The sequence below is a fragment of the Fictibacillus sp. 23RED33 genome (assembly GCF_015903925.1).
Classification (GTDB): domain Bacteria; phylum Bacillota; class Bacilli; order Bacillales; family Fictibacillaceae; genus Fictibacillus; species Fictibacillus phosphorivorans.
In genome coordinates, this window is record NZ_JACZDX010000009.1 from 1 (window position 1) to 18,547 (window position 18,547).

Genomic DNA, 18,547 nt, shown 5'->3' on the forward strand with positions numbered 1-18,547 from the left:
TTAGGAGTGCTTTTTGTTTTTTAATTTAATCTGGTAAGGATAGTAGATATCAAATTTGTAATAATGTGGTAAAATATAATCAGGTTATTTTTGAAAAATTATGAAAATATAAATAGGGGGATTTTTCATTGAGAAAGCTGTTAATGACAATGCCATTAATAGGGATACTGTTAGTAGGTGAAAAAGCGATATTTGAGATCATTATTTTAACTTTAATCGCAATACCATTGAAAACTGTAAAATTCAAACAGGATATGGATATGTATAACTTTATTATTACTAATAAAGTTGATAAGAATTTATTTAAACCTGTTACGCCAGTGTTAAATACGAATCGTAATTCAGAAATTGTTACTAGATCTATGGAACATAAATCAATTGAACATTAACAATAAGTTTAACAAGCAAAAGCCATAAGGAAGTTAAAGGGTTAAATTAAGATCCTTAGGAGAAGGAAGGCTTCGTGCCAACTTTGTGCCAACTGAATTTGAAAAGCATTGAAATAGTTTAAAAATCAATACATGGAAAACCTTGAATTAACAGAGTTTTTACATCTATTTAATATGTTATGAAAGTCTTCGTTAATCAAGTTTGAGATGGAAGGTTCAATCGGTTAATAAAGAAAAGCCTTGGTGACTGCACCAAGGCTTTTTTGTGTTTACATGCTCGTAAGTGAACGATTATTCAACCTTTTTAAAACCGAACTTTTCAAACGTATTTAATGTTTCTTCTTTTTGCAAATATTTATAGAACTGCTCTGCTTCTTTTCTATGAGAAGTCTCTTTTATTACTCCGACTGGATAGATGATAGGCGAATGAGTATCTTCTTTAGCAACAGCTGCTACTTTGACTTTAGAAGAGATCATCGCATCAGTCTTATAAACGATACCAGCATCGACATTACCCGTTTCTACGTATGTAAGCACTTGGCGAACGTCTTTGGCGTAAACGATTCTTTTTTCAACTTCTTTTAATAACTCCAATTTTTCTAGCGTTTCTGTGGCGTATTGACCTGCTGGAACCGTTTCAGGAGTACCAACCGCTATTTTTTTTACCTTTATCAAATCTTCAAAACGCTTGATGTTTTGTGAGTCTTTCCCAACGACTAAGACAAGTTCATTTCCTACCAGATCTGTTCCTAGTTTCTTTTCAATGAGTCCTTCTTTAACAAGCTGGTCAAATTTATCTTCTGCTGCAGAGAAAAAAAGATCAACAGGTGCACCGTTAGAGATTTGCTGTTGAAGGGCACCAGAGCCTCCGAAATTATAAGTGATGCTGACATTCGGATTTTCTTTTTCATATTGGGTCGCAATTTTATTTAATACATCTTGTAGACTGGCTGCAGCTGAAATTGTTAATTCTACATTAGATTCTTTTTTGGCTGACTCTGAAGCTTCATTTTTTGAGCATGCAGATAATAATGTTGCAAACAAGCAGATTAGAAGTAAAATTGTATAACTTTTCTTCATCTTCTCTCTCCTCACTTAACTTTTGTTTTTTTAGTGTCCAGGTAAGAATATATAGAAAAAAGACGCCCGATTGGACGTCTTTTTTGCGTATATTGCGGCGAGAGACAGCACTCCACATAGTGCATTGCCAAAAGGCGCGTCAATCTCGTCTTATGCAATTAGCTCATCGCTAAATTAGTATACCATCTCTTTGCGTTAATGAGAAGAAGAGATTATTAAGACTTCAAATGGTTCGCATTTTTATATACGAAAAAGATATAATGCAATCAACCATTACTTTAAAGAAGGAGCAATATATGATGAACGAAATTATAGAAACAATATTAGCTCACCGATCGATTCGAAAGTTTAAAGACAAGCCGTTAGATGATGAAACGGTTGAAACACTTGTACAATGTGCTCAAGCTGCGTCTACTTCAAGCTATCAACAAGTTTGTACGATTATTGGAGTAGAAGACCGGGAAAAGAAAGAAAAACTAGCTGAGCTGGCGGGTAATCAGTCTTATGTTGCAGACAATGGATATTTCTTTGTCTTTTGTATGGATTACAACCGTCATACAATTGCAGCAAACATGAAGTCAATAGATATTCAAGAAACGATCCAATCCACTGAAGCGTTTATCGTAGGATCGGTGGATGCCGCTCTTGCTGCACAAAACCTATCTGTAGCGGCAGAGTCTCTCGGACTTGGTATCGTTTATATAGGGGGAATTCGTAATGAACTGCAGGAAGTTTCAGCGTTGTTGGATTGCCCAGAACATGTACTTCCGTTGTTTGGGGTAGCGGTTGGATATCCGGACGCAGAACCTGGGAAAAAGCCTCGTTTACCGATGGAAGCGGTTTTCCATAAAAATCAATACCAAAGTACAGAGGAAACAGAAGCTCTCCTAGATCAGTATGAAAAAGAAACTGCTGCATATTACACAGAAAGAACAGGCGGAAAACGTACAGAAGGCTGGGTCACGCAGATCACAGCATCGATGGCGACTCCTAAACGAACGTATATGAAAGAGTTTGTCCAATTAAAAGGATTAAATAAATTGTAACTCACAGGCAGGTGACTTCAAAGAATGATAAAAATCGGTGTAACAGGCTGGGGAGATCACGATTCTCTTTATCCAGATGGTACTCCTGCAAGAGAAAAGCTTGCTGTATATAGCGGCCACTTTCCTGTTGTAGAAGTTGATTCTTCCTTTTACGCGGTACAGCCTGTCAAAAACTATGAAAAGTGGGTAGCTTCTACACCACAGGATTTTTCGTTTGTTGTAAAGGCGTATCAAGGGATGACGGGACATTCAAGAGGCAAGCTGCCTTTTGAATCTGTCAAAGAAATGTATGAGGCGTTTATAGAGTCTATTCAACCTGTCATCTCGTCAGGCAAGCTTGAAATGGTCTTGTTTCAGTATCCACCGTGGTTTGATTGTAAGAAAGAAAATGTCCAGATGCTTCGCTATGCAAAAGAAATGATGGGTGATATTCCTTTAGCTCTTGAGTTTCGTAATCAAACCTGGTTCAGTGATGAAATGAAGGAGAAGACGCTTCAATTTATTAGGGAAGAGAATTGGATTCATACAATTTGTGATGAACCTCAAGCCGGACAAGGCTCGATTCCAATCGTCATGCACACAACATCGGAAAAGACACTTGTTAGGATGCATGGCCGAAACGTTTATGGTTGGAACAACCAAGGTCAACCGAACTGGAGAGAAGTACGTTATCTATATCGTTATAATGAGACAGAGCTTCAAGAATGGAGGGAGCGCATACAACAGCTTTCTTCAGAAACGAAGGATCTAACCATTCTTTTTAACAATAATTCGGGTGGAGATGCTGCCGATAACGCGAAGCAGATGATTGAACTTCTGGATATTCAATACGACTTTTTGGCTCCAAGACAATTGGATCTGTTCTGAGTTTTCCTTATATTACAAATCCATTTCAAAAAGAAGGAAACGATTCATTTTTCAAGGTAGACTGATATACTAATAGGGTGAACGAAATATCGTGAACTGGATAAAGAAAGTGGGGATCACTTTGAATTTCAAAAAATTGATTCAGATGATGTACTGCTTACAAATTGCCTTTATCATCAGTGGCGTTTACTTACTATGTGTCTACATATATATCAATGATGCGAAGCGCATACAGTTCTTATCCTTGGTCTTATGCATTAATCTTATTTCATTAAAAATAACAAGAGATCGTTTTAAAGCATAATGAAACACCCTCTGCCATTTTGGCAGAGGGTGTTGTCGTTTTATTGCAAATGTCGATATATTTCATTTTTCGCCGATATATTTGAAAAGTTGCCGATATAAATGATTTTTGGCCGATATATTCTTTTTCTTGCCGATATATTTCAAATCTCGCCGATAAAATGCTCTAAATCATTTTTAAAAGTGCTTTCCGCCCTTGCATACCAACTTCAATACCTTTTTCTTTTGCTTCAAGAGTAATAGATTCTAAAGGTGCATCCAGCAGCTGTTCGATTGTTCTTACTCCAACAGCGCGTCCTGCGATAATTTTACGGTCTGCTAACTTTTCGTTTAAAAGAGCTACGTCAAGTGCCCCACACATGATATATCCATTGTCGTTGAATACAGCCATAAAATTCGTTTTTGGCAAACGAAGGGTGACAGCGGTAAACGGATGTCCTTCGATTAAGATCGGGTTCATCTCTAACATGCTTCCACTCCTTTCTTCACTATTATTTTTATGTGTATAGAAGGGAAAAAGTGTTAGGTGTTGAAGCTATTTTTATGACTTTTCGTATGATACGATTAAAAGAAAAATAGGAGGCGATGAGGGATGAAACAATATCTGGATTTTCTTCAAGATATTTTACATAACGGTACAAAAAAAGAGGATCGGACAGGCACGGGGACCGTTTCTGTGTTCGGTCGTCAGATGAGGTTTGACCTACAGAAAGGCTTTCCACTTGTTACGACTAAAAAGCTGCATTTAAAATCGATTATTCATGAATTGCTTTGGTTCTTAAAAGGCGACACAAATATTGCTTATTTAAAAGAAAACGGTGTACGGATTTGGGATGAGTGGGCTGATGAAGCTGGAAACCTAGGTCCTGTTTATGGACATCAGTGGCGCTCATGGTCTGCTCCGAACGGTGAGACGATCGATCAGATCTCAAACGTAATTGAAGACATCAAGAAGAATCCAGATTCAAGACGATTAATCGTCTCTGCATGGAATCCTTCTGATATTCCGAATATGGCGCTGCCACCATGTCATTTATTGTTTCAATTTTATGTTGCCGATGGAAAGCTTTCCTGCCAGCTTTATCAGCGCTCAGCAGACAGTTTCTTAGGTGTGCCTTTTAATATTGCGTCATATGCTTTGTTAACGATGATGGTGGCTCAAGTGACCGGACTTAAACCAGGAGAATTCGTTCACACTGTTGGGGACGCGCACATTTACACCAATCACCTTGAACAAGTAGAGCTGCAGCTCACTCGTGAGCCAAAGCCTCTTCCTAAGATGAAGATTAATCCAAACGTGACGAGTATTTTTGATTTCACTTACGATGACTTTGAGCTTGTAGACTATGAGGCACATCCACATATTAAAGGTGTGGTGAGCGTATGATCTCGTTTGTTGTAGCGATGGATGAAAATCGCGCGATCGGTAAAGACAATGATCTACCGTGGTACTTGCCTAACGATCTCAAGCATTTTAAAAACGTAACGATGGGAAAGCCGATCGTGATGGGTCGTAAAACGTATGAATCTATCGGGAAGCCTTTGCCTGGTCGAGAGAATATCGTGGTAACAAGAGATGAGCAGTATCAAGCTGAGGGAACGACGGTCGTTCATTCTGTCCACGAAGTCATTCAAAAAGAAACAGAAGAACTATGTGTGATCGGGGGAACGGAGATCTTTAAGCTGTTCATGCCTGTTGCAGATCGCTTGTATGTCACAGAGATCCACCACACCTTTGATGCTGATACGTTTTTTCCAGAAATCAATCGTGAGGAATGGAAGGAAGTTTCCCGTAAACCAGGTGTTGTAGATGAAAAGAACAAATATCATCACGATTTTGTAGTCTACGAAAAAAATTAAAACCATAAAGTTTGAATGAGCCCCCCTCTTGTCTGCATACATATGTATATGTAGATAAAGGGGGGTTACCTTTTGCTTAAGCGCAGAAAAATGAAACTTCGAAAAGGGCCACTTCCATTCCGATTTGTACTATTGATCTCATTTATTCTGTTTACTTTTATAACGATTCAAGGGCTATGGCTTGTAAACAAAGGGATCGAACCAACACTTATGTTGATTGCTCAAAAGAAAACGGAAGAAATCGCCGCACTTGCAATAAGTGAAGCGATCGACAATGAAATTTTAGGGCCTTCGGAAATGAATGACATCATCGAATATAAGACCGATACAGAAGGAAATGTAGTCTTTGCTGGAATCAATCAGAGTGTAGTCAACCAGGTTGCCAACCAGTCACAAAAAGTCGTTCAAAAATACCTGAAGGAAATAGAAGAAGGAAAAGCACACGAAGTAATAACCAATGATGAGTTAGGAATAACAGCCTATAAGAACGAACCGGGTGTTATTATGGAAATACCTCTTGGGCAAGCAACAAGAAACTCTCTCCTAGCTAACTTAGGGCCGAAAATTCCTATCAAATTTATGTTGATTGGTGAAGCGAACACAGATATCGAAGAGAAAATAGAGAATTCAGGGATCAACAATACGTGGATCAATATTGATATTGTAGTCACAGTGAAAACGAGGATCGTTATTCCTTTTGCGACAGAAACGACTGTTGTAAAAAGACCAATAAAGATAACAGCACAGTTTATTAAAGGGGAAGTCCCTGTCTATTATAATCAATCTGGAGATCCTATTCAGCCGACTGTGCCGATTACACCAGACTTAAAAGAAAAGGAATCTCATGATGAATTGGAGCCTTCTGAAGATAGTCCATCAGAAGACACAAGTGGGGAAGAAGCAGCAGAATAAATATATTTCCTTCATTTAACAAATCCTGTTTAGGTTGACCATTCGTCCTGGTTTGTTATAATTGAAATTGAATTTAAAATTTTATATGTCTTTAAGCCTATCACCGATGGGGTAGAGGAGCGGATTTTATAAGTACTTTTTCAGAGAGTGACGTCTGTGAAGAAAAAGGAAAGGAACTTCCGCCGAAGCAAAAGTAAACCGTCTGTTCACTTTTGCTGGGTTTACACTAAACAAGTGTAAAACTGTCACTGCTTGGGAATTAAAAGCAGTGGAGGACTACTGATCGATGAGGAAAACCATAAATTACTTAAGTGATTGATAGCAGGTTATTTCCTTGTCTATTGATCGCTTTTTATTTTGTCCTTTTTTCCTCAACGTCCTGTAAGAACTCCTCAATATCGATGGCTAAATAAAAGAAGGAGGAACATCATGGAAATTGAGAATTCGATTTATTCGTTAATACCACCCGTATTGGCAATCTTGATGGTTGTTCTAACGCGAAGAGTGTTAGTCTCATTAGGAGCTGGGATCCTAGCGGGAGCCCTATTGCTTCACGATTTTAGTATTGTAGCTACACTGAAAGAAATTGGTACTATTGTGAAAGGGCATTTTATTTCAGACGGTGCATTAAATGAGTGGAATGTTTATATTCTTCTGTTCTTATTAATCTTAGGAATGATGACGAGCATTATCTCTTTAGCAGGTGGAAGCCGAGCTTTTGGAGAGTGGGCCATTTCTAGAGTGAAAACGAGAAGAGGTGCACAGCTTTTAACGGTTGTGTTTGGACTCGTCATTTTTATTGATGACTATTTTAATTCGTTGGCTGTCGGAAATGTAAGTAGACCTATTACTGACCGACACCGCATCTCGCGTGCGAAACTGGCATATTACCTTGATTCAACTGCAGCGCCAGTGTGTGTAATCTCACCTGTTTCAAGTTGGGGAGCGTACATTATCGGTATTATCGGAACGATCTTTGCTACACATGAGATCACAAATATGTCTGCGTTTAGTGCTTTTATTCAAATGATTCCAATGAATTTTTATGCAGTGTTTGCGTTAATCCTAGTATTTGCTGTAGCGTATTTTCAACTTGATTTTGGACCGATGAAAAAACATGAGGAAACAGCTCTTGCTACAGGAGAAGTGATTGCAGCTGATAAAAAAGCTGCAATTGGAGAAGGTATTAAGCTCGAAGAAAGTGACAAAGGAAAAGTAGGAGACCTTGTTTGGCCAATCGTAATCTTGATTATTTCAACGGTTGGATTCATGATCTATACAGGTATTCAAAATGTGAAGGGGCTAGAAGAACCAACGGCCATCACACTTTTATCTATTTTTGAGAATACCGATGTACCAAAATCATTAGTATATGGTGGTCTGCTTGGTTTAGCTTCTGCTATATTGTTCTTCCTTCCAAAGAAGATGGGTGCTGCATCATTAGGAAAAGGACTGGGACGCGGTATTCAGTCTATGATCGGTGCTGTTACGATCTTGCTTTTTGCATGGACGATCATCTCTATCATCGATAGCTTAGGAACAGGGACGTATCTAGCAGGGTTAGTTGATCAGCATATGAATTTAGCTTATCTGCCGTTTGTTCTTTTTGTACTGTCAGGGCTAATGGCTTTTGCGACAGGAACTTCATGGGGTACATTTGGAGTAATGCTACCGATCGCAGCAGAAATTTCAGCTTCTACAAATATTGAGTTAATGCTTCCTGTTCTTGCTGCAGTACTAGCGGGATCTGTTTTTGGTGACCATTGTTCCCCAATATCAGATACTACAATCCTTTCTTCAACAGGAGCGGGAAGTCATCACATTGATCACGTCATGACCCAGCTTCCTTATAGCCTAGTGGCTGCTGGAGTGTCTGCCGTTGGTTATCTTGCCCTTGGGTTCACAGAAAGTGTTTGGGTCGGCCTCTTCGCATCTGCTGTAATATTTATCTTAGCGCTCTTCATAATTAAAAAAGTATCTAGTAAAAATAGCATTAGTGATCAATCTTTAAAGGCTTAATTTTTGAAAGTGTCTGGTAGTTAACCAGGCACTTTTTCTTATATTTATACGACTTTTTCCCCCTTATTCCGACAAAATAACTAAAAACATTTTGACAGGTTTTCATGTTATGTAATATACTGAACACAGAATTATCAGAAAAAAGTAACAATTGTAAACTTTTCGACTTCATAAAAAGGGGGATACAACAATGGAAAATAGGCAGCAATGGGGAAGCCGCTATGGGTTTATATTAGCAGCGGTCGGCTCAGCAATCGGCCTAGGCAATATCTGGAGATTTCCAGCGGTTGCTTATGAGAACGGTGGAGGAGCATTCTTCATCCCATATCTTATAGCACTTTTAACGGCAGGGATTCCCTTACTAATCCTAGAATTTACGCTAGGTCATAAGTACCGTGGATCTGCTCCACTTTCTTATTTCCGACTTCACAAAAAAGCGGAGTGGCTAGGATGGTGGCAAGTATTTGTAGCATTTGTTATTTCTACTTATTACGCGGTTATCATCGCTTGGGCGATTAAGTATTCTATTTACTCATTAAACTTAACTTGGGGAGACAAGCCTTCTGACTTCTTCTACGGTGAAGTCCTTCAATTAAGCAAGACGCCTGGTGACTTGGGTGGTATCGTACCAGGTATTCTGATCGCACTTCTAATCGTGTGGGTCGTTACACTTCTTGTTCTTTATAAAGGTGTATCGAAAGGAATCGAGCGTTTTAACAAAATTTTTATTCCAGCTTTAGTTATTATGTTTACGTTAATTGTTATTCGTGCCGTAACGCTCGATGGTGCTGCTCAAGGTTTGAACACATTCTTCACACCTGATTGGAGCATGATGAATAATGGTAAGGTGTGGGTAGCAGCTTACGGTCAGATTTTCTTCTCATTATCGATCGCATTTGCAATCATGGTAACGTACTCAAGCTATCTGCCTAAGAAATCAGATATTAACAATAATGCATTTATTACAGGTTTCGCAAACTCAGGATTCGAACTACTTGCAGGTATTGGTGTATTTGCCGCTTTAGGATTCATGGCGATGCAACAAGGTCTGCCGGTTGATGAAGTTGTAAAAGGCGGAATCGGACTAGCCTTTGAAGTATTCCCAGCAATTATTAATGAGTTCCCAGGCGGAAATGCCTTCTTTGGAACAATCTTCTTCTTAACCCTTGTATTCGCTGGTATGACATCGTTGATCTCGATCGTTGAAACGTATGTGTCTGCATTACAAGATAAGTTTGGCATTTCTAGAACAAAAGCTGTATTGATGGGTGGAGGAGTAGCATCTGTTATCTCATTACTTTTCGCTACAAAAGGCGGACTGTACATGCTTGATATCGTGGATTACTTCATCAACAACTTCGGTATCACTTTAGCAGGTCTTGTAGAAGTAGTCATTGTTGCTTGGTTCGTCAGACAATTGGCTGGACTTCAAAACCATGCGAACGCTATCTCTGACTTACGAACAGGTTTATGGTGGAAGGTTTGTCTAGGGGTGATCACACCAATCCTTCTTGGTTACATGATGTTTGATAACATTAAACAAAACCTTGCAGAAAACTATGAAGGTTATCCTACAGAACTGATCCTTACGTATGGTGTAGCCGTGGCAGTTGGCGTAATCGTACTCGGCATCGTACTCGGTCTAGTGAAGTGGAAATCTGAAGTGGCAGTAGAGAAAAAGGAGGTCAGCTAATATGACAGGCAGTGCGATTACAATGATGGTGATTGGCATGGTTATCCTATGGGGCGGCCTCCTAGCGAGTATTGCAAACGTGGTTCGCGTTTCGAGAAAGAAATAAAGGGTGAAGCTGGTTCTTCAATTGAAGAATCAGCTTTTTTCTTATGATAGCGCTTGTAAACCAGAGCAAGGCTCGAGAATTACGAGCGCCATATAAAAAAGAAGCCCTCAAGCTTCTTTTTCAACTTTGCCACCATTTATCATTATCTTCGCCTGTTGCTAATGCGCTCCTGACGTTCCCATGCTTTTAAATAAGGGTATGGATCGAATGCCCATTCCGTATATCCGTTGTCACGGTACATACCAAAGTGCAAATGGGGAGGGAATTTTCCTGATGTTCCTGGAGGGCCGTAGCCTGAGCTGCCCACATAACCAAGCACAGTTCCGGGTTCGACGATAGATCCTTTTTCAATTGTTTTATTAAAGCTCCCTAAATGGGCGTAATAATGATACACATTATTGATATCACGGACACCGATTCTCCATCCGCCAAAACGGTTCCATCCTTTAATTTCAACAATTCCGTATGAAACGGCTTTTACCGGAACTCCATAATCTGCAAAGATATCTGTGCCTTCATGGATACGTAATCCACCAAAGCCGCGTCGGTCTCCCCAAGTGCTTCGGTAGCTATAGTTCGATCTTAATGGAACGATAAAGCTGTGTTTGTCTAGAGAAACGGTTCCATAGGTCTCATAGATCTTCGCGTTTTCCATAATAATATCCACGGCTTTATCACGCTGGTAATAGCTCCAAAGGCCGATTCTGAAATTTTCTATATCATGCCCATGCTTTTGAATGATCTCACTAAATGTATATAAAATGTCTTCATCGTTGTTTCGATCTGCAATTCCGTCGTTGTTACCGTCTTTTCCGATTCCACCAAACATGGAAATACGTTCAGGGTTCGTATCGTCCATAGTAGGGTTGATCGGTCCAGACCATTGTAAAGGAGAAAAGTAAATGCCGACTAATCCTTTTCTGGCAGGTAGATCTCTTCTCGCTTTTCTCACGCTTCTTTCATATTGGTCTACGCCTGCAAAGTAGTGCCATGGAATGAGAGTAACGGACTCCATTTTTTTATAGAGGCTAAGCCTTTCCACATCTTCTTTCGTATATCGCTCTGCGGCCGTGCTCCTGCTTTCCGGAAGAAAGGTTATTAGAAGGGCTGTCAGAGTGAGGAACAGGACTGAAAATTTCCTCATGCGTCCCAATCCACTCCTTTCTTATCATTTATCTATAGTTTGTTGAAGTTAAGAAAAAACATGAAGGAAAAATGTTGGAAAAAACTCATGTTTGGAATTTTACCCTGTCGTATGGTAGAGTATTGAGGGGACAATAATGTTTAAGTAGAAACTAAAATACGAACGTTCATTATACGAAAGACCAAGAAAATTTGGGGTGATGATGATGGCAAAGAAAGAAGAATATGTACGTAAACCCGAGTGGTTAAAAATAAAGCTAAACACGAATGAAAATTATAAAGAACTTAAAAAAATGATGCGTGAGAAAAAGCTACATACGGTATGTGAAGAAGCAAAATGTCCAAATATCCATGAATGTTGGGCTGTTCGAAAAACGGCTACTTTCATGATTCTTGGAGATATTTGTACACGTGCTTGCCGTTTTTGTGCCGTTAAAACAGGACTACCGACAGAACTTGATCTACAAGAGCCAGAACGCGTTGCAGAATCTGTCGAGCAAATGGGTTTAAAACACGTTGTAATCACAGCGGTTGCGCGTGATGACCTTAAAGATGGCGGTGCTCATGTATTCGCCGAAACCGTTCGTGCTGTACGTGCTCGTAATCCATTCTGTTCCATCGAAGTCCTTCCATCTGACATGTTAGGTGATTTTGATGCACTGAAAACATTGATGGATGCAAAACCAGATATTATGAACCACAATATTGAAACGGTGAGACGTCTTTCTCCGAGAGTTCGTGCACGTGCTACGTATGACAGAACCATGGAGTTCTTGCGTCGTGCAAAAGAAATGAATGCTAACATCCCAACAAAGTCCAGTCTAATGATCGGGTTAGGTGAGACGTGGGATGAAATTGTAGAAACGATGGATGACTTACGTGCAAATAACGTAGATATCATGACGATCGGTCAATATCTACAACCTACTAAGAAACATTTAAAAGTACAAAAATACTATACACCAGATGAGTTTAAAGAGCTGCGTGATATCGCGTTCTCTAAAGGATTCAAGCATTGTGAGTCTGGACCGCTTGTGCGTTCTTCTTACCATGCTGATGAGCAAGTAAACGCAGCTGCACAAAACAGCTAAAAAATAAGAGAACCAGAAGCAACGATCTGCTTCTGGTTTTTTATTTGCCTTCCATTTCACTACGCATATTGTTTGTTTCGCCGTTCATCTCACCGTTTTCATTTTCCCCATAGTTCCACTTTTTACCTTGAGGCGCTTTTTTCATTTGTTGGATTAACGTGTCCATGATGCCTTCGATCTGTTCCGTATCATTATTTAGTGATTGATATTGTTCGATCTTATCAATCATTCCTTTTTCGTCAGATACGTAGACGTGATAATATCTTGGAACGACAGAGAATCCAGTCATCTTTACTTGGTCAGCAGCTGCGTTTCGATCCTTGTTTGTTGTTTTGTAGCCGATCAGTACCTCTTCATCCGTAACTAATGTACCGACATCTTTAATATCCGGTAGTTGAAGGACCATATCAGAGATCATATCAGCAAGCTTTTGGCGATTTAAGTATGGAACCGCATTTCCTGTTTTTACTTTGTCCCCCGACATATGACGCATATATCCAAAGTCCCCATAGTTCATGTTGTTGCCAATTCGATTCTCATCTTTTACATTGGTTTTAGAAAATTTATATTCTTGTCCCATCTTTTTCTGATCACCGCCGCCGCATCCAGCGAGCATCAAGCCGATCAATAAGAACATTCCTAATTTTTTCACAGGTGTTTCACCTCCTTATTCTATAGAGTGCCTTAAATGGGAAGATCTTTACGAAGAAATTGTTGGCTGAAACGAGTACAAGCATGGTAAAATAAGTATCAGGAAACGAGGTGAAGCATTTTTGATTACAGTTGGTAATTATTCCTATGAAGTGATTGAAGATGTACGAGAAGCCTTTAATGAGGAACAATTTAAAGCGCGCTATAGTGAAATATTACATAAATACGATTATATTGTTGGTGATCTCGGTTACGAACAGCTTCGACTTCGTGGATTCTTTGAAGACAATCATGAAAAGGCTACGTTTGATACGAAGATCAGTACACTGCCGGAGTACATTTACGAATATTGTAATTTCGGTTGTCCGTATTTTGTAGTCAAAAAAGTAAACCCCTGAGAAAATTCAGGGGTTTTTCTTTGTCTTAGCGATGATCTTAAAATTGACGTAAAGGCTACTAAAAAGTCACCAAGGTTACTTTACGAGCCTCTAGAATCTTCATAAGGCTTTTCCGTATGATATTCTGGATCATCGTGTGTGGGATGAGCACCAGGATCTTGTCTTTCCAGACCTTCATGAAGGGTTTTGTTTTCATAGTTAAAGGCACTATAATAACGCTGTTCTTCTCTCCAAGGAGTCGATTTTCCTAAAGCTCTCTTGATTGGAGAGCCGTACGGACCTTCAGGTAAATCCTCAGGAAGTACGTAATTACGACCAGTCTCTACATTCGAAAAATCGGTATATTGTTCTTTTTCTTTTTCGAACAAAAAAACCATCCTCTCTTCGGTCATTTTAGGATAAGAAAAGTATCCTTATCTAAAGTGTCTCCAAGAAAGCATGATTCTTTTTTGGTACATTTTGATTACATCTTAAACAACTTCTGCTAAAAATTCACGAAGCTCCATCGCGTCTTCTTCGGTTAGATTAAACGCGTGTTCTAAATAGCCCTCTTCTTCTAGGTCATCTTGACCGATGATGGCATACGTACTGCCTAACATGTTCAGAACTAAAGCTTTTCCGTAATGTCTTGTTGTTTTGGTGATGGCAAGATCAAAGCGAGTGTTTCGTCCCATGAAGCTTACAAAGCGCGTTTCTGTTGTTTCTTTATCATCATATAAGAAAAATGTTTCCTCGTTCATTTTGTTCCTCCTTCGTACTAAGCAAAATTTAAATTTTGAGTCCATATGATTGCTCTTACTTTATGTTACACTTTACTTGAGAAACTTACAAAAGGTGATGACTATGTATTTTGTTGATCGAAAGAAAATCAATGAACATTTAGTGTATATGAATGAGTTAATCCATACGTTCAAGGAAGTAGCAGCCCCAGAAAATAAGCTTGAAACACTTGTGGTGGAAAGAATCGGACATATGTTGATCGAATCGATGATGGACGTAGGAAATATGATCATTGATGGATTTATCATGCGCGATCCAGGAAGCTTTGAAGATATCCTTGATATCCTGATTGATGAAAAGGTAATCCCAAATGATGAAGCACTATCACTAAAGGAAGTGGTAAACCTTCGTAAATCACTTGTTCAAGATTACACTTCGGCTGATATTAAAATCATATACGATACAATCGCTTCAAAAGAGAAAGAACTTTCAGCATTCCCAATACATGTAAAACGGTATCTAGAGGAAGAGTTGGGGCCAGTTTCTGCATTTTTACCTGAATAAGGATAAGTAGAGTTTTTATACATTTATATTTAAAAATGTACGTTTACCCTTATTTACGATAAAATGGTGACAAAGGATGGTGATGACCATGAAGAATCACACCTCAACCCGTGATGAAATCATCTATCTTTTAAAAAGGAATAAGAGGATGACTGTTACGGAAATGGCGAAATCCCTAGGAATAACCGAAATGGCGGTTCGTCGTCATCTCAACACATTAGAGCGCGACCATGTGATTGAAACGACTCTTGTGCGACAGGCTATGGGAAGACCAATTCATTTTTATCATCTTACAGCAAGCGGTGACGAACAATTTCCACGTAACTATTCAGGACTTACCGTAGATTTTTTAAAAGATATAGAAGAAGTGAGTGGCACAGAAACAATTAATGAATTGTTTAAGCGTCGTGAAAATCGTCTTCAGGATAGATACAAAGATCGAATGAACACACTCACAGAGTTTGAGCAAAAAGTAAATGAACTGTCGAACATACAAAATGAAGCGGGTTATATGGTGGACTGGGAAAGAGGCGAAGATCCAGGAACCTATGTATTAACAGAGTACAATTGCCCGATAGCTAAGGTAGCGAATGAATATCAGCAAGCCTGCTCTTGTGAACTTTCGCTGTTTAAGCGCATGCTTCAAACAGATGCCGTTGAGCGAAAGACGTGCATGGCAAAAGGCGGAGATTATTGCTGCTATGTGATAAAAGAAGAAAAGCAAACATCTGAAGTCTAAATCGCTTCAGGTGTGTTTTTTTTTGAAGTGGGTAAAATGAGAAGGTACATAAAAGGAGAGAGCATAATGAAGGCATATAAAGGATTCTTGATCGACTTGGATGGAACAATGTATCGAGGTACAGAACGAATTATTGAGGCCGTTGATTTTGTTAAAAAACTAAACGAAAAAAATCTTCCCTATTTGTTTGTGACCAATAATTCTTCTAAAACAAAAAAACAAGTGGCAGATGTGCTTGCAGGATTCGATATCCCAGCCTCATCAGAGCATGTGTATACGACGAGTATGGCAACAGCCAATTATATTTCTGAACAAAAGAAAAATGCGACTGTCTATTGTATCGGTGAAGATGGAATAAGAGAAGCGCTTCAAGAGCAAGGACTGCAACTTGTTGAAGAGAACCCTGACTATGTTGTGGTCGGGATCGATCGCTCGATCACATACGAAAAATTAGCAAAAGCATGCCTGGCAGTCCGTAACGGAGCAACTTTTATCTCTACAAATGGCGATATTGCACTTCCAACAGAAAGAGGACTTCTGCCAGGAAACGGCTCTCTAACTTCAGTCATTACGGTTTCTACGCAAACAGAACCGACGTTTATCGGTAAGCCTGAGTCCATCATCATGGAGATGGCGTTAGAGACACTCGGCACAAAAAAGGAAGAAACACTCATGATCGGGGACAACTATCAAACAGATATTTTAGCTGGTATTCGTGCCGGGGTAGATACTCTGCTTGTGCACACAGGAGTCACAACTAAGAAACACCTTGAAGAAATTGAAGTGCATCCAACGTATACCGTTAACGGATTGGATGAGTGGGAGATCAATTAAGCTAATTACGAAGTTGCTCTTAAAAGTGGTTGATTTCCGTTTCAGGATGCTCGCTTTCCGCGGGGCAGGCGGTGAGCCCCTTGCCGCTATGCGCCCTTAATGGTCTCACCTGACCGCTTGTCCCGCAGGAGTCTCGCACCTTGCACTCCAACCAACTTGCCAAGGAAGCCAAGTTAACTGAATGACTTACTAATAGTTAAGAACTGATGCAGCTTTTTGTTTCAGCGTACTTGCTTTTCCCGATGGAGACTATGTAGCAACAACCAGTTAACAAAAAATGAAAAAGGCTTAAGTCAAAGAGGATCCTCTTGTTCTTAAGCCTTATTTTTATTCTTCATTTGCTGCACGATGTGCCAATCTGCTCGATGCTGCAGCTGCAATAGCACCGACTATGTCATCTAAGAAGGTGTGAACCATACCTGTAGACTTATCATTAAGCTTTTCTAGAATACCCGGTTTTTGTTTATCAATGAATCCATAGTTGGTAAAGCCGATCGAGCCATATATATTTACGATTGAGAGTGCGATCACTTCATCGATCCCATAAAGACTTTCGTCGCGAGCCAATATTTCCTGAAGCGGCTGCTCAAGTTTTTTCTGTTCCGCTAATACATCAAGCGCTATGCCTGTAAGAATGGCATTCTGAACTTCACGTTTTGCGATGACTCTCTCAACGTTTTCTCTACATACATCCATTTTAAGATCAGGATGGTAGGGGACTTGGAGAAAATAAACAAGTTCAGCAATATCGTTTACCGTAACGCCCCGTTCGTTCAGCTGTTTGCGAGCAGTTTCTTCGACTTTTTCCACTTTTTTGTTTGGCATCCTTGTACTCCTTTTCTCTGTTAGTCTCCTTAGCTTTGTATAGTATATGTTTTCATAGTAAAGTTATGAATTTATAAAAAGTACTAACCACTTCGCCTATATGGGCATACAATGTTGTATCCAATCATGCGGTGGTGTGAAAAGATCGACCGCTGGAAAGCTGAAGGGGTGGGGGGATCGGCTTTGTTTGAAAGAGATATATTTCATCATTATCAACTAGTTTGTGAAGACAGAAGATCTGAATCAGGTTATCGGACCTTCTATTGCAAAGGAAATCAATACATCGTGATACCGCAGCAGCAGATGTCTTATGAGAAACTGCAAGAAATGATGTATATCAGTGATTATTTACAGCAGCGTGGAGAAGAGAACATTCCTGTTCTGCAGCCTACGATCACCAATATGCCTAGCGCTTATGTAGATGGTGAGTCTGTTATCATTTTTAAAGTTGAGCCTAAAAAAGGGGAAAATCGTAATATTGAAATGGGCTCTGAACTAGCAGAATTTCATAAGCGAGGAAAAGGGCTTGAACAGTATTATCCCGTTGAACAAATCGCATACGGACAATGGCCGTTATTATGGATCAATCGTGTGGATGAAATGCATAACCGATATGCAGAAATATCAGCCAGAAAGCAAAAGAACGATTTTGATCAATTATTTTTGACTACATTTCCTTATTATGAGGGAATGGCAGAAAATGCAATTCAATATATTACGGATTACCAACTAGAGAGAGGACCTAAAGGAATAGGTTCTGCTGCAATTTGTTACGATCGATTCAGTGAGCGGTCATGGATTCGGACGTCTAACAGTTTTGTGAAACTGCCTGTGGGCTGGGTGATCGATAGTCCGATGAGAGACCTTGCAGAATGCATCAGGGAGAAGATCTATCAGCCAGAATTCAGAAGTCACGAAGTATTGCAGTTGATCGACGAATATGAAAAAGTAAAGCCATTATCTAAAGGGGCTTGGAGGCTTCTATACGGCAGACTCCTCTTTCCTTCACAGTACTTTGATACGGTTGATGAACATTATAATAATGAGAGAGATATTGGAAAAGAACTGTATGTTCGCCGCTTTACTGACTTAATCTCGTATGAAAAGCAAAATGAATACTTCTTAAAAAGCTTTTACAGATCGATCGGTCTTCCGGTTCAAGAGTTAAATATTCCAATGGTCGATTGGCTCGTTCCCATGATCTAATGAAAGAGGTAGCTCAAAAAGTAAGATTTTTGAGTTATACCTCTTTTTTTGTTGTTTTCGTCTACAGTGTTGTCTTTGAAAGTAGTTGATTTCCGCTACAG

22 protein-coding genes and 1 riboswitch are annotated in these 18,547 nt (G+C 39.5%); of the genes, 15 read left to right on the plus strand and 7 right to left on the minus strand.

Going from position 1 to position 18,547, the window contains the following annotated elements; translation table 11 throughout:
* Nucleotides 1–128 precede the first annotated feature (128 nt).
* On the plus strand, nucleotides 129–389 hold the full coding sequence (locus IHV09_RS19580) for a hypothetical protein (RefSeq protein WP_197132099.1): 261 nt from the start codon (nucleotides 129–131) through the stop codon (nucleotides 387–389).
* 291 nt (nucleotides 390–680) lie between these two features.
* Here the strand turns inward: IHV09_RS19580 and modA are convergent, their stop codons facing one another.
* Nucleotides 681–1,469, minus strand: coding sequence for a molybdate ABC transporter substrate-binding protein (gene modA, locus IHV09_RS19585; protein ID WP_197265294.1), 789 nt, complete (start codon nucleotides 1,467–1,469; stop codon nucleotides 681–683).
* 299 nt (nucleotides 1,470–1,768) lie between these two features.
* On the opposite strand from modA, the gene nfsA reads away from it, so the two are divergent.
* Complete coding sequence (gene nfsA / locus IHV09_RS19590; protein ID WP_197265295.1) at nucleotides 1,769–2,515, plus strand: oxygen-insensitive NADPH nitroreductase; 747 nt, start codon at nucleotides 1,769–1,771, stop codon at nucleotides 2,513–2,515.
* A gap of 24 nt (nucleotides 2,516–2,539) precedes the next feature.
* Nucleotides 2,540–3,382, plus strand: a complete 843-nt coding sequence (locus tag IHV09_RS19595) for a DUF72 domain-containing protein (protein WP_197265296.1) — start codon at nucleotides 2,540–2,542, stop codon at nucleotides 3,380–3,382.
* A 469-nt stretch (nucleotides 3,383–3,851) separates the two neighbouring features.
* On the opposite strand, the gene IHV09_RS19600 is transcribed toward IHV09_RS19595, so the two are convergent.
* Nucleotides 3,852–4,154, minus strand: a complete 303-nt coding sequence (locus tag IHV09_RS19600) for a YunC family protein (RefSeq protein WP_066397323.1) — start codon at nucleotides 4,152–4,154, stop codon at nucleotides 3,852–3,854.
* A gap of 123 nt (nucleotides 4,155–4,277) precedes the next feature.
* Here IHV09_RS19600 and IHV09_RS19605 point away from each other — a divergent pair, with 123 nt between their 5' ends.
* The 6 genes from IHV09_RS19605 to IHV09_RS19630 all read left to right on the plus strand — a co-directional run bounded on the left by IHV09_RS19605 (nucleotide 4,278) and on the right by IHV09_RS19630 (nucleotide 10,275).
* Entirely contained in the window at nucleotides 4,278–5,072 is a 795-nt protein-coding gene (locus IHV09_RS19605) for a thymidylate synthase (RefSeq protein ID WP_197265297.1), read from the plus strand.
* The gene (locus IHV09_RS19610) at nucleotides 5,069–5,545 is read left to right on the plus strand and encodes a dihydrofolate reductase (protein WP_197265298.1); all 477 of its coding nucleotides are present in this window, start codon (nucleotides 5,069–5,071) and stop codon (nucleotides 5,543–5,545) included. The genes IHV09_RS19605 and IHV09_RS19610 overlap by 4 nt, the downstream gene beginning before the upstream one ends.
* A 72-nt stretch (nucleotides 5,546–5,617) precedes the next feature.
* Nucleotides 5,618–6,457, plus strand: coding sequence for a sporulation protein YunB (gene yunB, locus IHV09_RS19615; RefSeq protein ID WP_197132083.1), 840 nt, complete (start codon nucleotides 5,618–5,620; stop codon nucleotides 6,455–6,457).
* Between the two features lie 104 nt (nucleotides 6,458–6,561).
* A riboswitch (Lysine riboswitch) is annotated at nucleotides 6,562–6,744 on the plus strand.
* Between the two features lie 142 nt (nucleotides 6,745–6,886).
* Complete coding sequence (locus IHV09_RS19620; RefSeq protein WP_231618427.1) at nucleotides 6,887–8,476, plus strand: Na+/H+ antiporter NhaC family protein; 1,590 nt, start codon at nucleotides 6,887–6,889, stop codon at nucleotides 8,474–8,476.
* A gap of 190 nt (nucleotides 8,477–8,666) precedes the next feature.
* Complete coding sequence (locus tag IHV09_RS19625; protein WP_197132077.1) at nucleotides 8,667–10,169, plus strand: sodium-dependent transporter; 1,503 nt, start codon at nucleotides 8,667–8,669, stop codon at nucleotides 10,167–10,169.
* A 1-nt stretch (nucleotide 10,170) separates the two neighbouring features.
* A complete protein-coding gene (locus IHV09_RS19630) occupies nucleotides 10,171–10,275 on the plus strand; it encodes a methionine/alanine import family NSS transporter small subunit (RefSeq protein WP_137791787.1) in 105 nt (34 codons plus the stop codon).
* A gap of 142 nt (nucleotides 10,276–10,417) precedes the next feature.
* Here the strand turns inward: IHV09_RS19630 and IHV09_RS19635 are convergent, their stop codons facing one another.
* Complete coding sequence (locus IHV09_RS19635) at nucleotides 10,418–11,419, minus strand: M23 family metallopeptidase (protein ID WP_197132075.1); 1,002 nt, start codon at nucleotides 11,417–11,419, stop codon at nucleotides 10,418–10,420.
* 205 nt (nucleotides 11,420–11,624) lie between these two features.
* Here IHV09_RS19635 and lipA point away from each other — a divergent pair, with 205 nt between their 5' ends.
* Nucleotides 11,625–12,509, plus strand: a complete 885-nt coding sequence (gene lipA, locus IHV09_RS19640) for a lipoyl synthase (RefSeq protein WP_197132073.1) — start codon at nucleotides 11,625–11,627, stop codon at nucleotides 12,507–12,509.
* A 40-nt stretch (nucleotides 12,510–12,549) separates the two neighbouring features.
* Here the strand turns inward: lipA and IHV09_RS19645 are convergent, their stop codons facing one another.
* On the minus strand, nucleotides 12,550–13,161 hold the full coding sequence (locus tag IHV09_RS19645) for a YhcN/YlaJ family sporulation lipoprotein (RefSeq protein WP_197189685.1): 612 nt from the start codon (nucleotides 13,159–13,161) through the stop codon (nucleotides 12,550–12,552).
* 121 nt (nucleotides 13,162–13,282) lie between these two features.
* Between IHV09_RS19645 and IHV09_RS19650 the strand changes: the two genes are divergently transcribed.
* Entirely contained in the window at nucleotides 13,283–13,558 is a 276-nt protein-coding gene (locus IHV09_RS19650; RefSeq protein WP_066238928.1) for a YutD family protein, read from the plus strand.
* Nucleotides 13,559–13,638: 80 nt separating this feature from the next.
* Here IHV09_RS19650 and IHV09_RS19655 read toward each other — a convergent pair whose 3' ends face one another.
* Both IHV09_RS19655 and IHV09_RS19660 read right to left on the minus strand, forming a co-directional pair.
* Nucleotides 13,639–13,935, minus strand: coding sequence for a hypothetical protein (locus tag IHV09_RS19655; protein WP_225218678.1), 297 nt, complete (start codon nucleotides 13,933–13,935; stop codon nucleotides 13,639–13,641).
* A 93-nt stretch (nucleotides 13,936–14,028) separates the two neighbouring features.
* A complete protein-coding gene (locus IHV09_RS19660; protein ID WP_197132069.1) occupies nucleotides 14,029–14,298 on the minus strand; it encodes a DUF3055 domain-containing protein in 270 nt (89 codons plus the stop codon).
* 103 nt (nucleotides 14,299–14,401) lie between these two features.
* Here IHV09_RS19660 and IHV09_RS19665 point away from each other — a divergent pair, with 103 nt between their 5' ends.
* From IHV09_RS19665 to IHV09_RS19675, 3 genes are all read left to right on the plus strand, one after another.
* Complete coding sequence (locus IHV09_RS19665; protein ID WP_197265299.1) at nucleotides 14,402–14,842, plus strand: DUF86 domain-containing protein; 441 nt, start codon at nucleotides 14,402–14,404, stop codon at nucleotides 14,840–14,842.
* A gap of 88 nt (nucleotides 14,843–14,930) precedes the next feature.
* Complete coding sequence (locus IHV09_RS19670) at nucleotides 14,931–15,581, plus strand: helix-turn-helix transcriptional regulator (RefSeq protein ID WP_370569005.1); 651 nt, start codon at nucleotides 14,931–14,933, stop codon at nucleotides 15,579–15,581.
* 66 nt (nucleotides 15,582–15,647) lie between these two features.
* Complete coding sequence (locus IHV09_RS19675) at nucleotides 15,648–16,415, plus strand: TIGR01457 family HAD-type hydrolase (RefSeq protein ID WP_197265301.1); 768 nt, start codon at nucleotides 15,648–15,650, stop codon at nucleotides 16,413–16,415.
* A 327-nt stretch (nucleotides 16,416–16,742) separates the two neighbouring features.
* Here IHV09_RS19675 and IHV09_RS19680 read toward each other — a convergent pair whose 3' ends face one another.
* Nucleotides 16,743–17,240: a phosphatidylglycerophosphatase A family protein gene (locus tag IHV09_RS19680; protein WP_066397286.1), complete on the minus strand. Its 498-nt coding sequence runs from the start codon at nucleotides 17,238–17,240 to the stop codon at nucleotides 16,743–16,745.
* 183 nt (nucleotides 17,241–17,423) lie between these two features.
* Between IHV09_RS19680 and yutH the strand changes: the two genes are divergently transcribed.
* Nucleotides 17,424–18,446: a spore coat putative kinase YutH gene (gene yutH / locus IHV09_RS19685; RefSeq protein WP_197189681.1), complete on the plus strand. Its 1,023-nt coding sequence runs from the start codon at nucleotides 17,424–17,426 to the stop codon at nucleotides 18,444–18,446.
* Nucleotides 18,447–18,547: the final 101 nt, after the last annotated feature.